Annotated in this window: 11 protein-coding genes; 5 read left to right on the top strand and 6 right to left on the bottom strand. The window is 70.8% G+C overall.

Annotated features, from left to right (window positions below; all coding sequences use genetic code 11):
- Nucleotides 1-62: 62 nt before the first annotated feature.
- On the bottom strand, nt 63-3,305 hold the full coding sequence (locus JQN84_RS23865) for an AfsR/SARP family transcriptional regulator (RefSeq protein WP_204960791.1): 3,243 nt from the start codon (nt 3,303-3,305) through the stop codon (nt 63-65).
- A gap of 121 nt (nt 3,306-3,426) precedes the next feature.
- Between JQN84_RS23865 and JQN84_RS23860 the strand changes: the two genes are divergently transcribed.
- Nucleotides 3,427-4,071 (top strand): DUF998 domain-containing protein, encoded by a 645-nt coding sequence (locus JQN84_RS23860; protein WP_204960790.1) that lies wholly within the window; start codon nt 3,427-3,429, stop codon nt 4,069-4,071.
- Nucleotides 4,072-4,237: 166 nt separating this feature from the next.
- Complete coding sequence (locus JQN84_RS23855; protein WP_204960789.1) at nt 4,238-4,681, top strand: ester cyclase; 444 nt, start codon at nt 4,238-4,240, stop codon at nt 4,679-4,681.
- Between the two features lie 58 nt (nt 4,682-4,739).
- On the opposite strand, the gene JQN84_RS23850 is transcribed toward JQN84_RS23855, so the two are convergent.
- Nucleotides 4,740-7,442: an AAA family ATPase gene (locus JQN84_RS23850; protein ID WP_307821413.1), complete on the bottom strand. Its 2,703-nt coding sequence runs from the start codon at nt 7,440-7,442 to the stop codon at nt 4,740-4,742.
- A 157-nt stretch (nt 7,443-7,599) separates the two neighbouring features.
- The gene (locus JQN84_RS23845; RefSeq protein WP_204960788.1) at nt 7,600-8,241 is read right to left on the bottom strand and encodes a DJ-1/PfpI family protein; all 642 of its coding nucleotides are present in this window, start codon (nt 8,239-8,241) and stop codon (nt 7,600-7,602) included.
- A 211-nt stretch (nt 8,242-8,452) separates the two neighbouring features.
- Here JQN84_RS23845 and JQN84_RS23840 point away from each other — a divergent pair, with 211 nt between their 5' ends.
- Complete coding sequence (locus JQN84_RS23840) at nt 8,453-8,893, top strand: hypothetical protein (RefSeq protein WP_204960787.1); 441 nt, start codon at nt 8,453-8,455, stop codon at nt 8,891-8,893.
- 16 nt (nt 8,894-8,909) lie between these two features.
- The gene (locus JQN84_RS23835) at nt 8,910-9,947 is read left to right on the top strand and encodes a medium chain dehydrogenase/reductase family protein (RefSeq protein ID WP_204960786.1); all 1,038 of its coding nucleotides are present in this window, start codon (nt 8,910-8,912) and stop codon (nt 9,945-9,947) included.
- On the opposite strand, the gene JQN84_RS23830 is transcribed toward JQN84_RS23835, so the two are convergent.
- Nucleotides 9,948-11,450 carry a multicopper oxidase family protein gene (locus JQN84_RS23830; RefSeq protein WP_204960785.1) on the bottom strand — a complete coding sequence of 501 codons (1,503 nt, stop codon included), beginning with the start codon at nt 11,448-11,450 and terminating at the stop codon, nt 9,948-9,950. It abuts the gene before it with no gap.
- Nucleotides 11,451-11,522: 72 nt separating this feature from the next.
- Nucleotides 11,523-11,990 carry a VOC family protein gene (locus tag JQN84_RS23825; RefSeq protein WP_145920637.1) on the bottom strand — a complete coding sequence of 156 codons (468 nt, stop codon included), beginning with the start codon at nt 11,988-11,990 and terminating at the stop codon, nt 11,523-11,525.
- Nucleotides 11,991-12,090: 100 nt separating this feature from the next.
- Between JQN84_RS23825 and JQN84_RS23820 the strand changes: the two genes are divergently transcribed.
- The gene (locus JQN84_RS23820; protein WP_204960784.1) at nt 12,091-12,891 is read left to right on the top strand and encodes a helix-turn-helix transcriptional regulator; all 801 of its coding nucleotides are present in this window, start codon (nt 12,091-12,093) and stop codon (nt 12,889-12,891) included.
- A 39-nt stretch (nt 12,892-12,930) separates the two neighbouring features.
- Here the strand turns inward: JQN84_RS23820 and JQN84_RS23815 are convergent, their stop codons facing one another.
- Nucleotides 12,931-14,415: an NF041680 family putative transposase gene (locus JQN84_RS23815; RefSeq protein WP_204960783.1), complete on the bottom strand. Its 1,485-nt coding sequence runs from the start codon at nt 14,413-14,415 to the stop codon at nt 12,931-12,933.
- Between the last annotated feature and the right edge of the window lie 154 nt (nt 14,416-14,569).

The raw sequence follows: 14,569 nt of genomic DNA, 5'->3' as shown, positions 1-14,569 counted from the left end.
GGACGCAAGGCTTACCGGTCGACAGCAGGTCCGGCCGGTCCGCGACGGCGTGACGCGCCGCGCTACCGGTCGCTGTCGGTCACGGTGCAGGTGGCAGCCGCCACCTGCACCGTGGTCTGCTGCACGCAGCGACGACCCGCCGCGTACGCCGCGTCGAACCCGTCCTCGTCCAGCGCAGTCTTTCCCCTGCGGGTCAGCTCCCTGACCTGCGGGTCGGTGTGGTCGTGCGCGCCGCGCAGGCGGGCGGCGACACCGAGGAGCGCGGCCGATTCGTGATGTCTTCCCCGCCGGTCGGCAACCGCGGCCATCTGTACTGTCACCTGGGCGAGGACCGGTAGCTCCCGGGTGGCCCGGGCCGCCTCGTGCGCTACCGCCAGCGCCTCGTCGGCACCGGACAGGTCGCTCAGTTCCAGAAGGAGCGCCGCCCTGGTGCTACTCACCAGCGCGCGGGCGTGATCGGCCGGGTAGGCCGGGATGACGGACAGCCCCCGCTCTGCGGCGTCGATCAGGTCACCCGCACGGTCGAGGTCGCCGAGCCGCACCCTCAGGGCCGCCTCGTGTACGTCGATGAGGACCAGCATCTCCGTCGAGGACGCGCGCCGGGCGCGCGCTCGTGCGGCGTCGAGCAGGTCTGCCGCCAGGTCGGTGTCACCGCGGCGCAGGTGCAGGTCGATCCAGCGCAGGTCGCTGTGGAACTGGTCGCTGACGCCGAGCGCTCCGAATCGGCCGGTCAGCGTCCGGGCCTCGGTGAGGTCGGACATGGCGCCGTCGACGTCGTCGTACCGCCGCAGGGCCGCACGCATCGGTAGCACGGCAGCCGTGGCCCACTGGTCACCGATGCGCCGGAAGTGGTCCAGCGCCACCTCGACGTGACGGCGCATCCGGTAGAGCGCCCCTTCCTTTTCAGCGATCTCGGCCTGGAACATGTGCGCCAGCCCGGCCGACCACCGGTCGTCGCCGTCGGTGAAACGCGTGAAGGTCGCGAGCGCGGCTGGCTCGTCCTGGAGAAACAGAAGGATCGAACCCAGCAGACGGAAGTGGCCCGGCAGGTGCGGATGGGCGAGCAGCCGACCGGCCAGCTCCCGCACCGTCGTTTGTTCGTCGACCTCATACCGCGCGGAGACGCCGGCGGTGATGTCCGCTCGGTTGAGTAGATAGGCGGCACGGGCGCAGTCGCGTGCGACAGTCCATTCGCCATTCGCCACCGCCAGTGCCTGCCCCAGCCAATGGATGCCGTCGGCATGGCGGCCACGCATCTGCCAGTACCAGGTGAGGTCGAGAGCGAGAGCGATCGCACCCGTGGCGTCCCCGGCGACGCACAGATGGTCGAGGGCGGCGAGGATGTTGTCGTATTCTGCGTCGACGATCCCGATCGCGGCCAGTTGGTGGGGTCCACGCAGTCGGGGATCCTGCTCGGCCATCAGCGCGGCGAAGTGGGCCGCGGCCAGGTCACGAGCCCGCCCGAGCGTGCCAGCCTCGGCCAGCCGCTCCCTGCCGTACTCCCTGATTGTTTCCAGCATGCGGTAGCGGCCGGTGGTTGGATCTAGCTGGAGCAACGACCGGTCGACGAGTGTGGCAAGCACGTTCGGGACATCGGCGCTCCCCTCGCAGACTGCGGTGGCGGAGCTGGCCGTGGCGCCGCCGGGCAGGATGGCGACGTGTTCCGCGACGGCCCGTTCGCCGGCGTCGAGCAGATCCCAACTCCACGCGATCACCGCGCGCAGGGTGCGGTGCCGCAGTGGTGCGGTGCGGCTGCCCCTGCCGAGCAGGTGGAACCGGTCGGCCAGCCCCTCCGCGAGGTCGAGCAGCGACAGCGTCCGAAGCCGGGCGGCGGCCAGCTCCAATGCGAGAGGCATGCCGTCAAGTCCACGTACGAGGCGCACGACGTTGGACAGCGTCGTCTCGTCGACATCGAAGCCCGGGCGTACGGCGGCAGCGCGAGCGGTGAACAGGCGTACCGACGCGGTCTGTCGGGCCTGCGCGACGTCGGCGTCCGGGCCGGGCAGTTCGAGCGGAGCCAATGGGACGAGCCCCTCGCCGTCGACCGCGAGGGGTTCACGGCTGGTGGCGAGCACCCGCAGGCTGGGACAGCGGGGCAGCAGCGAGGAGACGACGCGCGCCACGGCGTCGATCAGGTGCTCGCAGTTGTCCAGTAGGAGGAGAATCTCCCGGTCGCTGAGTTCGGTGAGGAGGACGTCGGACTCGTCGTCGCCGGTCCGCCCGAGCGGGCCGCCGGTCCGCAGACCGATCGCGGCGAGCAGAGCCGATATGATCTTGGTGGGGTCGGTGACGGATGCGAGGTCGACCAGCCGTACACCGTCGTGGTAGTCGTGACGGTGGCGGCGGCCGGCTTCCAGCGCGAGGCGGGTTTTTCCGGCGCCGCCCGGTCCGACGACGGTGACCAGCCGGCCGGCCGTGAACAGGGCGGAGATCCGGGCAAGGTCGTCGTCGCGGCCGACAAAGCTGGTCAGAGGCACGGGCAGGTCAGCATTCGGCCGCCCGGCCCCGAGGCTCCCGGCCGGGAGCCCGGGCACGACCGGGTCGGCCGTCGAGGCGCCGGGCGCTGGTCGGGGCGGCTCGGGTCGCAGCAGTCGCAGATGACGCTCACGCAGGGCGGTGCCGGGATCGGTGCCCAGCACGTCGGCCAGCGCCTCGCGGACCCGCTCGTAGACGGCGAGGGCCTCTGCCTGTCGCCCCAGACCGGCGAGCGCGTCCATCAGCAGGGCGGCCGCCCGCTCATGTCCCGGCTGCTCCCGTAACAGCACGGACAGCCGGGCAGTCGCGGCTTCGGCCCGTCCGGAGGACAGTTCAGCACCGGCGAGGTCGGCGACCACCTCGATCGAGGTTTGCGCCAGGCGGGTCGCGACGGTGGGCGCGACCGCCGCGATGATTGCGGGCTCGACGCCGGGCCGGTCGCCCCACAGCGCCACCGCCTCGGCGAGTGCCGCCTCTCGGCCGGTCGCGGCGAGTTCCTCGAACCGCACGGCGTCGACATCGGATGCCTCCACTGCCAGCCGGTATCCACCCGCGACCTGTCGGACCACCGTGGGATCCGGGGCGTCCGGGGAGAGCGCGCGGCGTAACCGGGAGACGAGTCGCTGGAGCGCCTGCGTGGGGTCGGACGGCGGGTCCTCCCCCCAGATCGCGTCGACCAGCACGGCCGGTGTGACCGGCCGGCCGCCAGCGAGCGCCAGCCGGACGAGCAGATTCCGCAGGCGCGTTCCGGGTACGGCCAGGGTGGTGTCACCGCGGGCGACCCGGAAGGCGCCGAGCAGGGTGACCCGTAGCCGTTCGCCTCCGTCCATCCCCCGATCCTCCCGCGTTTCCCCGTCCGGTCCGGCGGCGGGGCGGTGTCCGCGCGGTGTGTGCCGCGTGTCAGCGCCGCGCCGCAGGCTGACGCCACTGATTCATCTACAGGAGGACGTCGTGACCGACATCAGGCAGCGCACCGCGGCCGCAGTGGCACTCATGGCCAGCGGAATCATCTACTTCACCGGCGAGTTCGTCGCCGCTGCGGCGTGGACGGATCCGCCCTACAGCTACACCCACCACTTCATCAGTAATCTCGGAGTCCACGGGCCGCTCACCGCGTTCGGTCAGTACATGTACTCTCCGCTGGCCCTGGTGATGAATACCGGACTCGGGCTGACCGGCCTGGCCGCGCTGGCCGGAGTCGCGATGCTGAAGGGCTTGCCGGGTGGGCGGCGGGCGGCGACGGTCATCTCGGCGGTCGTGCTGGCGGTTGGCATGGTCCTGGTGGGGCTGTTTCCGGGGGACGGCGGCACTGACGGCACCGACTACCACGGGATCGGCGCGATCTTGGCCTTCGTCGCCGGCAACGTGCTCGTCATCCTGCTCGGTCGAGCGTATCGGCTGCTCGGAATGTCGTCCGGGCTGGGCCGTCTGTTGACCATGTCCGGGACGTTCGGCCTGCTCTCGCTCGTGGTCTTCGGGACCATGGTGGCCTCGGGTGCGGGCGTACTCATCGGCCTCTTCGAACGCGGGATCATCTATCCGTTCCTGATCGGCTTCGTCCTTGCGGGAGCGGCACTGCGCAGACGCCGTGCATAGCCGCCGGAGTATTCCGGAGTACGTAGGTTCTGCCGACGCGGACGCGACAGTCGCCAGGGCACGGTGATCCCGTGCGGGACCGCGACATCGGCCGGGTGCCCTGTCGCGTGGGCGCGCGCCCGGTGACGCCCCTGCGCGGTTTGACCACGAGAGACATGGAGATGACATGAGCGACGACATCACCCGCCTGGTCGGTGCCTGGAAGGCGTTGTGGAACGGAGACTTCAGCGACGTCGATGAACTGATCGCACCTGGGGTAAGGGTACGCGCGGCCCTGGCCGACGGCGGCGACGGCAGCGCGATCGACGACGCCGAGGCCATGACCGGTTGGGTGGCACAGCTTCGCGGTCCACTACCCGACCTGGTGTTCGACATCGAGGTCGGTCCGATCGTCCAAGACGACCTGTTGGCCCTGCGTTGGCGTGCCACGGGCACCTACGGCGGAGGCTTCCCCGGCGCCGGGGCACCGGTCGGCACGCCTGTCGACTTCACCGGCGTCGACCTCCTGCGCGTCCACGACGGTCAGATCATCGAGTACTGGCTCAACTCCGACATGCTGCTGCTCCTTACCCAGCTGCGCGTGCAGTCGGTCGAGCCTTCCGCTGTCTGACCGGATTCCCCCAGTTGGGCCGGCCGGCGCCGTGCGGCCGCCGGCCGGCCCGGCGATGTCACGCGCCGAGATCGGAGCGGTGCCGGAGTTGCCGCCGAGAGTTGATGCCGAGCTTGCGGAAGATGTTGCGCAGGTGGGTGTCGACGGTGCGCGGGCTGATGAACAGCTGGGCGGCCACCTCGCCGGACGTCGCGCCGGCGGCGACCAGCCGGGCGATGTGCAGCTCCTGAATCGTCAGCTGGTCGTACGTTTGTGGTGACCGTTGGCGTGGCCGTTCCCCGCTGGCGCGCAGCTCGACGGCGGCGCGTCGGGCGAACGCCTCGAATCCGGCCTCGGACAGCAGGCGGTGTGCCGTGCGCAGGTGCGCTCGGCAGTCCCGCCGGCGGCCCTCGCGTCGCAGCCATTCTCCGTACACGAGATGGGCTCTGGCCCGGTAGGCCGACAACGGGCTCCGTTCGAGGTGCGCGACGGCGGTCCGGTACTGCTCCTCGGACCCGGTCACCATCCCTCGGGCGTATGCGGCGATGCCCAGACCGGTGGCGGTCCCGCTGGCGTCGGCGCGTTCCACGAGCGATTCCAGCGCCGAGCTGGCGGCCTCGGAGTCACCACAGCGGACCGCCGCTTCGACCAGTTCGGGCAGGGAGAAACTGGCGAGGAAGAGGGTGCCGTCCGCGACGGCCCGCCGAGCGGCCGCCAGCGCGGTCGGATAGTCGGCGAGGCCGTTGAACAGCACCGCCGACGCCCAGTCGATGTTGCCGGTCAGGAGACCACTGCCGCTGGTGGTCGCCGCGACCGTGGCCTTCTCGAACAGCGCGAGCGCTTCGGCGCGGCGACCACGCAGGGCCGCCAGATGGATCCGGTGGTAGGGCATCGGCGGCCCGCCGATCGCGTCGGCGATGGCCTCTTCCTCGGCGATCGAGGCCATCGCCAGGCCGGGGTCGGCGGTGAGCGCGCCGTACGACCCCGCTTGCGCGAGCCCGAGACGCAGCAGCAGCGGCGAACCGGACTCGCGGCCGGTCCGCACCAGCCACTCGACGATCGCCGCATACCGATGGGGATCCCAGATCTCTGCCGCGAGCATGAGGGCGAGCGCGGGGTGCTTGATCCAGCCGGGCCTGCCGGAACCGTGGCGGCCGTCGAGAACCTGCCGGATCAGCGGGATCGCGCTGCGGTGGCCCGCCGAGTTCAGCAGGCCCAGCGCATCCAGCATGTCCGGCGGACGCGACGCGGTCGCCGGCACTGACCGCACGGCGGCCAGCACCAGATCGAGCACGCCGCTGGCCCGGCCGACGAGCAGACTCGTCTCGATCGCGTCCAGGAAGCACCTGCGGGCCCGTTCCGGATCCAACCCGGCCAACCGCCTTCCCGCGTGGATCATGAACTCTGGGCCGTTCTCGTCCCGGTGGCTCTGGAAGGCGACCTGTCCCCGCAGCAGGTCGGCGTGGGCGAGCTGGAACTCGTCGAGCCCGGTGTGCTCGACGGCTCTGACCAGGATGGCGGCTCGGTCGGGACGGCCCGCGACGAGGGCGGCCTGCGCCGCCGCGAACGTTCGTTCGAGCCGGCCGGCGGGGTCCAGGGAAAGCTCGGCCGCCCGTTCCAGGAAGGCTGCTGCGGCCACCACGCCCCCGCGCGACCGGGCACGGGTGGCCGATCGGACGAGTTCCGCGGCGACGTCGTCGTCGGGGCCGACGGTGGCCTGGGCTCGGTGCCAGGCCCGCCGGTCCGGGTCGGTGCCGGCGTTGGTCGCCTCGGCCAGTGCCCGGTGGGCCCGCTGTCGTTCCCGCGCCGACGCGGCCCGGTAGACCGCGGACCGGGCCAGCGGGTGGCAGAAGCGAATGTCGGCGGCGAACTCGACAAGGCCGGTCGCGGCCACGCCGGCGCTGGCGGTCGGCACGTCGATGCCCAGCAGCTGCGCGGCCGGCCACACCAGGGTGGCATCGCCCGTGGGGTCGGCGCTCGCCGCGGTCAGCAGGAGACGGGCGTCGTCCGGCAGTGCCGACAGCCGGTCCCGGAAGCTGCGCTCGATGCGGGTCGGTACCGGGGAGGTGTCCGGGGGCCCGAAGCCGCCCGCCTCGGGCAGTTCGAGCAATGCCAACGGGTTACCCCGGGCCTCGGCGAGCAGCCGGCTGAGCACCTGCTCGTCGAGGACGAGGTGCCGTCGGCCCGCGAGCACCGTCCGCGCCTCGGCGTCGGTCAACCCGGTGAGGTCGAGGCCGGGCAGTTCGTGCAGCTCGTCCGAGGCGGGCGACCGCAGCGCGAACACCATGGCGATCGGCTCGGTGGCCACCCGCCGGCCGACGAACGTCAACGCCCTCGCTGACGCCGCGTCCAACCAGTGGGCGTCGTCAACCACGCACAGCAGCGGGCGTACCCGGGCCGCGGCGGCGAGCAGACCCAGCGTCGCCACGCCGATGTGGAAGAGGTCGGGCGTGCCCTTCGCCAGTCCGAACGCGATCCGGAGCGCGTCGGCGTGCCGGGGGGGCAGGTCCGCGAGGTGACCCAGCACCGGCACGCACAGTTGATGCAGCGCGCTGTAGGGCAGTTCCCGCTCGAACTCCGCCCCGGCCACGTGGATCACACGTACGCCGGACGCCGCGTCGCGGGCGTGTGCCAGCAGCGTGCTCTTGCCGATGCCGGCCTCGCCGCGCACCACCAGCGCCCCGCCCCGCCCCGCTTGCGCCTCCCCGGTCAGCTCGTGGAGAACCTTGAGCTCGACCGACCTGCCGACCAGTGAGCCCCGGGAGCCAGCCGCGGATCGCACGCCGGCCAGGCTACCCCCTGTCCGGTCCGGAGTTAGCAGCCGGGAAGTCACGCTGTTCGCCTCCTGCAGTGCGCCAGACGGTTGCCGCTTCCCGCTGATGTGAGACCGAGTCAGCGGCCGGGTGACCGACCGCTGACGATCGAGCGGACGACGCGGGTCAGGAGGTCCAGACGGTGCCCCGGGGCTCGTACTCCAGGATGCGCGTCACCAGATCGGCGGCATCCGCGCCGAACTTACGACGAACGAGGTGCAGTCCCAGATCGAGTCCGGAGGTGACGCCGCCGCAGGTGACCAGGTCACCGTCGTCGACCACGCGGGCCTCGGTGACGAGGCCGCCGAACGCCGCGAGTGTGTCCTTGACCATCTGATGCGTGATGCAGCGCCGACCACGAGTCAGACCCGCCGCGCCGAGCAGCAGCGCTCCGGTGCAGACCGAGGCGACGACCAGGCCGGGGCGCGGTGCCGCGGCGAGTGTCCGCGGTAGGTCACCCTTCGCGATCTCCAGTTCGACACCGGGCCGGGTCGGGCCGGTCAAGCCGCTGCCCGGCACGATCAGAAGATCCGCGTCCCACGGCGACCAACCCGTGCCGACCTCGACCCGGGTGCCGCCACCGGCGGTGATCGTCCGCGGGACGTCGGCGGTGACGTAGTCGATGGTCAGCGGCGCACGGGCGGCACTGCGGGCGATGCTGAAGACCTCGTACGGCCCGACGAAGTCCTGCTCCTCGATGCCGTCGTACAGGAGAACCTGCACGCGCAGCGGGCCGGTCGCCGCGTCGGGCCGGTGGTGAGCTGTCATGCCCCGTTAGTCGTCCCGATCGAGGCTCGGGTTCCGGCTCGATCATCTGTCGTCGACATGCCGCCGGGGCTGGGCGAGCCACCCGACGTCACCCGGAGCGTCCGCGACGACCGGAACGGTTACGCAATTCCCACCGACGCGACGCCGCTCTCCGATGACCGATGGTCTCCGTGTCCACGCGCACGAAGTGATTGAGCAGACAGGAAATCTCATGGCAGTCCGCACCCATGTCGTCGCGGAGGCACCAGTCGCGGCACCGACACGCTGGCAGGATCGGACCGGCCGGATCCTGATGGCGATCACGGCAGCCGCCACCCTGGTGCCGTTCGTCGAGGGCGTCTCCCGCCTCGGGGGTCTCCCCGACGACCTGATCCTGACCGAGTACTGGCGAACCTGTGCCTACATCGTCTTCGCCGGGATGTGGGCCATGCTGGCGGTCGCGCCCCGCAAGCAGCGCGGCATGTGGGAACTCCTGCTCTTCCACAAGCTCGCGGTCACCGTCCAGGCCGCATTCATCCTCGACGTCCCGCACGCGCTGCGGACCCTGTTCGCCGACGGGTTCGTCTCGGCGACCACCATCGCCGCCTACGTGCTGTGCCGTGGCTGGCACACCTGGCGCCGCGGGGCGCTGGGCCCCGACGACAACCGCTGACCGGAGGGACGCCGTCATGACCAACCCCGTCACCACGAGCACGACCGAGATAGTCCTACCGGGCGTGGTCGATCCGAGCGGGCTGCAGGTATGCGCCCGCGAACTGCCCGCGCCGGTTGCGGGACAGGTCGTCCTGCGGATGGAGGCGACCGGTGTGTCGTTCGCCGAGCAGCAGATGCGCCGGGGCAAGTACTACGATCAGCCGCCGTTCCCCTTCGTACCCGGATATGACCTGGTCGGAACCGTCACGGCCGTCGGACCCGGCGGGGACACCGACCTGGTCGGACGCCGGTTCGCCGCCGTCACCAAGATCGGCGCGTGGGCCACCCATGTGCTGGTCGAGGCCGCCGACCTGGTTCCGGTGCCGGACGGGGTGTCCCCCGCCGCCGCCGAGACCGTGGTCGTCAACGGCATCACCGCCTGGCAGATGCTGCACCGGCTGGCCAAGGTCCGCTCCGGGAACGTCGTCGTCGTGCTCGGGGCGAACGGCGGGGTCGGCTCCACGCTCGTCCAGCTGGCCCGGCACGCCGGCGTCCGCGTCATCGGCACCGCCTCGCCGCGCCACCACGACGCGGTACGCGCGCTGGGCGCCACCCCTGTCGACTACCGCGAGCCCGGCATGTACCACCGGATCAGGGCGTTGGCCCCGGACGGTGTGGACGCGGTGTTCGACCACGTGGGCGGCCCCGGTGTGGAACGGTCCTGGCAGTTGCTGCGCAGGGGCGGCACGCTGGTGTCCTACGGCACGGCGGCGACGAAGGACGAGGAGGGCAACTCGCGGCTGCCCGTGCTGAAGCTCTTCGCGCAGCTGAAGCTCTGGCACACCCTGCCGAACCACCGAAGCGCCTACTTCTACAACTTCTGGGCGGGCCACCGTAATCTGGCGGCTTTCCGGCGCAACCTGGCCGAGGACCTGACCCAGGTGTTCCGTCTACTCACCGACGGTGTGCTGGACCCGCAGATCGCCGCGGAGATCCCCTTGGCCGAGGCCGCGTCGGCGCTGACGCTCGCCGAGTCCCGCACCGTCGCCGGCAAAATCATCCTGGTGCCCTGATCACGGATGCCGGTGATGGCCCGGCGGAACGCCGACCTGCTCGCCCTCGCCCAGGACGACGAACTGACCCATCATCCCGTCGTCCTCGTGGGCGAGCAGGTGGCAGTGGTACATGTACGGCGTGTTCGGATCGGTGTGGTCCCGAAAGCGCAGCGCCAACCGGTAGCGCTTCCCCTGGACCAGCAGGACGGTGTCCTTCCAGCCGCGCAACGGTGGTTCCGGCATACCGCCGTCGACCGTCAGCACCTGGAACTGCACGTCGTGGATATGGAAGTTGTGCAGATACCCGTTGTCGTTCGTCACCTCCCACACCTCCGCGGTGCCCTCCCGGACACCGAAGTCGATCCGGTCCATGGCCATCGAGCGCCCGTTGATCCGATTCGACGCGAGCACGAAGGAGCGTTCCTGGGCGACCGCGCGGCCGGCGAGGTCCGGTGCGGCGCCGAGCACGGCGGGCACGGCGGCGTGGCCGGACAGCGAACCCACGGCCCGGAACTGGCAGATGTCGAAGCGGTCGTCGAAGCCGTCGAGCCGTCCCAGCACCCCGCCGTGCGCCGCCGGGTAGGAACGCAGCTCCACCCGCTCCCCCGGCTCGAAGGCCACCACGATCTCCGCGCGTTCCCCCGGCGAGAGGTAGAGCCGGTCGGTCTCCCACGGCGCGGCGAGCAGACCACCGTCCGTGGCGACGAGCGAGAAGCGCCGATCGTCGGAGAACCCGAAGTGGTACAGGCGCGCGTTGGAGCCGTTCAGCATCCGCAGCCGCACGAGCCGGGTCGTCACGTCGAAGTACGGCCCGATCGTGCCGTTGACGAGGATCTCGTCGCCGATCACACCCAGCGAGCCCGCCAGCGGTTCCCGCTGCACGAACTGCTGTTCCTCGTCGAACGCGCGGTCCTGCACGATCATCGGGACGTCGTCGACGCCGTACTCCGACGGCAGGTTCAGCGCCTCGACCCGCTCGTCGTCGACGAGGAACAGCCCGGCCACGCCCCGGTACATGTGGTCGGCGGTCGCGCCGTGTACGTGCGGGTGGTACCAGAGCGTCGCGGCGGCCTGGTCGATCGTCCACTGCGGCGTCCAGGTGTCTCCGGCCCCAATCGTCTGGTGCGGGCCGCCGTCCATCACCGCCGGCAGGTGCATGCCGTGCCAGTGCAGCGACGTCGCCTCGTCCAGACCGTTGTGCACCGCGAACTCGACCCGCTCGCCGCGCCGAGCCCGGATCGTCGGGCCCAGGTACGTGCCGTTCACACCCCAGGTGCGGGTGGCCTTCCCGTCCTTGAACCGGGTCTCACCCGGCTGGATGCCGAGCGTGAAGATACGGGCGCCCGAGGCGCCACTCGTCGACCGGGCCAGGGCAGGAATCGACAAGGCCGTGTCGAAGGCGAGCTTTCCCACGGTGTCCCGCTTCACGCTCAGGTAGTAGGCGCCGAAGCCACCGCCACCCAGGGCGACCGCGCCCCCCACTCCCCACCCGAATGCCTTCAGCACCGTACGACGTCTCATGGCACAACTGTTTCGCAGCCGGCGATTCCATCGCGTCGGCGACAACTGCGTAGCCATGAGATCAGCCCCGCGCTACGAGAGCAGCTGGAACAGCTCCAGTTGAATGCCATCGGGGTCGCGGAGGTAGAGGATCTTCGTCCCCGCCAACGCCCCCGCTTCGACACCGTCGCCGTCCTCGAGCACGACCGGATCGGCGTTGACATGCACGCCCCGCTCCACCAAGTCCCGGTGCGCCGTGTCGAGGTCGTCGACCTCGAAACACAGGTGCATCACCCCGACGTCACAGTTGCGTCCGGTGAAGGGCTTCGGCTGCGGGCTGTCGTACTGGATGAGTTCCAGGAGGACGTTGTCGCCGGCCAGCGCGAACGATGCCCGCATCGACGCGTTTTCGACCTCGACGACCGCACCGATCGCCGGGTTCGTGGCGGAGATCGTCACGCCGCTCGGCGCGATGCCGAGGACGTCCTCGTACCACCTCAACGATCGGGCCAGATCGCTGACCGGCACGCCAATATGGTTCATCCTCGTCACTCTGCTCATGAACCCATCCTGGCGAGCGAGCCACGGTGGTGGAAGGCACGGATCTTCCGCGTACCGCTGATACCACCCAATCCCCTGACCGTTGGCGGATCATGTGTTCATGAATGACCTCGGCGCTACGCTGCGGGCCTGGCGGGAGCGTACGGACCCGGATGCGGTCGGTCTCCCGAACGCATCCCGTCGCCGCGTCGCCGGGCTTCGACGTGGCGAGCTGGCGACGCTGGCCGGCATCTCCTCCGAATACGTGGCACGCCTCGAACAGGGCCGGGCCGGCACGCCGTCGGCGCAGGTATGCGCCGCCCTGGCCCGCGCATTACGACTCTCCGACGACGAGGAGGCGCACCTGATGCGCCTTGCCGGCTTCGCCGCGGCCCCGGACCGGATACCCTGCCGGATCCCCGGCAGCATGCGCCGCGTCATCGACCACCTGGGCGACGTCCCGGCGGCCGTCTACGACGCCGCATGGCGACTTCTGCACTGGAACCGGCTGTTCGCGGCCGTCTTCGGCGATCCCGCGCACTGCTCCGCCGACGACCGCAACGCGCTGATCGTCCAGTTCGAATCCCGAGATACCCGCGTCCGCCAGACCGACACCGAGCGCGCCTACTTCGAACAGTCGCTGGTGGCCGACCTGCGCGCCACCAGCGCCCGCTACCCGAATGAACCCGACGTGGCGGCGCTGATCACGCGCATGGCGGGCAACGACCGGTTCCGCCGACTCTGGGCCCTCGGCACGGTGGCCCTGCACGAGAGCGCACACAAGACCGCCCTACATCCGGACGTGGGCCCAATCCCGCTGGACTCCAACGTCCTGACTACTCGGAACACCGACCTTCGCCTCGTCGTCCTCACACCCCGGCCCGACACCACAGCCCGCGAGAAGCTGGACCGACTGGGTTGACGAGGGCCGGTTCCGCGGCAAGTCGGGCTAGTTTGATCTTTAACCTGTGCGGCGTGGCCGGGGATTGGCCGACTTCTTCTTCGAAGGGGTTGTCTTCCCGGTCGTGCTGGTGACGATGTGGACGTCGTAGCGGCGGGTGGGATGGCGGTTGGGTTGTCCGGGTGGGCGGCCGGGTCCTGGTCGGGTGGGTTTCGGTGCACCGGCGGGACAGGGGCTGTTGGCGCGCAGGTGCCGGAATCCGCGGCGGACCCGGGCGGGGGTGAGCCGTTCGGGTGGGGCGGGTCGTTCCCAGGGGCGACGCAGGTCGGCGGCGAGGGGGCGGGCCAGCCGTAGCTGGGTGTAGGCGGCGATGATCAGCCAGGTCCAGCGGTCGGCGGCGTGCGGGTCGCGCAGTTTCGGCACGCACCAGCCGAGGGTCTGCTTGAGCAGCCGGAAGGTGTGCTCGATGTCGAAACGGCGTAGGAACGCCTGCCACAGCAGGTCGATCATGGTCGGGTCGGGGTTGTCGCCGCCGTGCTGGTGGCCGAGGCCGGTGAACCACCACAGCCAGACCGGCTTCGCGGTCGCGCCGGAGGGCAGTCGTTGCACGTCCAGGCGGATGAGGGTGCCTTCCAGGATGGGCAGCTCGGGGCAGCCGGCCCAGGCGGCGCGGCGGGTCAGCCTGGGGTGCAGCCGGTGCCAGGCACGGGCGGTCGCGGTGCCATAGAGACGGGTCTCGGTCACGGTGGTGACGTCCGGGGTGCCCCAGCTGGCCGGGTCGCCGAAGATGAACTCGCTACCATGCCGTGGTGGCCGACCGCGCTTGGGGCCCGGTATCCATGGCCCCGGCGGGCGGCGCAGCACCCGGTCGGATCGCATCCGGGCCAGGACGCGTACCGGTAGGTCCCGTAGCAGCCAGGCCAGCCGGGCCGCGTCGTAGCCGGCATCCATCACCACCCAGACCGCTGGGTCACCGGGCTGCCAGTGCCCGGCGGCGATCAGCCGGTCCACCACCGCGCGCAGCTGCTCGGCGGTGACCGCGGCCAGCTCGGTGCCCGGGGCCAGCCGGACCGCGTCCAGCGGCGCGGTCCACGAACTGCGCCCGGACTCCAGGGCCACCACAAACGAGTACGGCCAGCCTGGCACCCCGATGTGCTGGTCTTTGCCACGGCCGTAGGTGTGGCACAGGATCCGCTCCGGCACGGTGTGCGCTTCCGGCCGCAGCCAGCAGGTGACATCCACGGCCAGGACGATCCGCCGGTCGGCGGCCCGTGGAATCGGCATCGACGCCACCACGGTCCGCAACCGCTGCACATCGATCCGACCGGCGCCAAGCGCGTCGTACAACGCGCCGTGACCTCGACGGTGCTCCGCCACCAGGGACAAGGCCGGCAGCGACCGTACCGGCCCGTCCGCGCACAACACCGCGTCGGCCAACTCGAACAGCGCATCAGCTCTGGCGCTCAGACAGCGATGCAGTTCCGTACGAAACGTCGCAAGGTCCCCAACCGCGCTTCCACGCTCGGCGTCATGCACACTGATCATCCCGCAGCCCTTGGTCCCGATCTTCTTCCCTAAGGGATGTCTCGTAACTCGGTGGCGGGTCCATGGTGGATCATGTTGTGGTGCAGGTGATCACGGCGGCGCGCTCGGAGTGGATCTTCCCGTTCACCGGGCTGCAGCCCGCCCAGTTCCGCAG

The sequence above is a fragment of the Micromonospora humidisoli genome, assembly GCF_016900955.1.
Lineage (GTDB): Bacteria > Actinomycetota > Actinomycetes > Mycobacteriales > Micromonosporaceae > Micromonospora > Micromonospora wenchangensis.
This window is presented reverse-complemented; position numbering and strand designations above follow the sequence as displayed.

Coding starts and splice junctions, on each gene's coding strand:
- JQN84_RS23865 (WP_204960791.1), bottom strand. CDS start 3,305: ATGGACGGAGGCGAACGGCTACGGGTCACCCTGCTCGGCGCCTTCCGG.
- JQN84_RS23855 (WP_204960789.1), top strand. CDS start 4,238: ATGAGCGACGACATCACCCGCCTGGTCGGTGCCTGGAAGGCGTTGTGG.
- JQN84_RS23845 (WP_204960788.1), bottom strand. CDS start 8,241: ATGACAGCTCACCACCGGCCCGACGCGGCGACCGGCCCGCTGCGCGTG.
- JQN84_RS23840 (WP_204960787.1), top strand. CDS start 8,453: ATGGCAGTCCGCACCCATGTCGTCGCGGAGGCACCAGTCGCGGCACCG.
- JQN84_RS23835 (WP_204960786.1), top strand. CDS start 8,910: ATGACCAACCCCGTCACCACGAGCACGACCGAGATAGTCCTACCGGGC.
- JQN84_RS23830 (WP_204960785.1), bottom strand. CDS start 11,450: ATGAGACGTCGTACGGTGCTGAAGGCATTCGGGTGGGGAGTGGGGGGC.
- JQN84_RS23825 (WP_145920637.1), bottom strand. CDS start 11,990: ATGAGCAGAGTGACGAGGATGAACCATATTGGCGTGCCGGTCAGCGAT.
- JQN84_RS23820 (WP_204960784.1), top strand. CDS start 12,091: ATGAATGACCTCGGCGCTACGCTGCGGGCCTGGCGGGAGCGTACGGAC.
- JQN84_RS23815 (WP_204960783.1), bottom strand. CDS start 14,415: ATGATCAGTGTGCATGACGCCGAGCGTGGAAGCGCGGTTGGGGACCTT.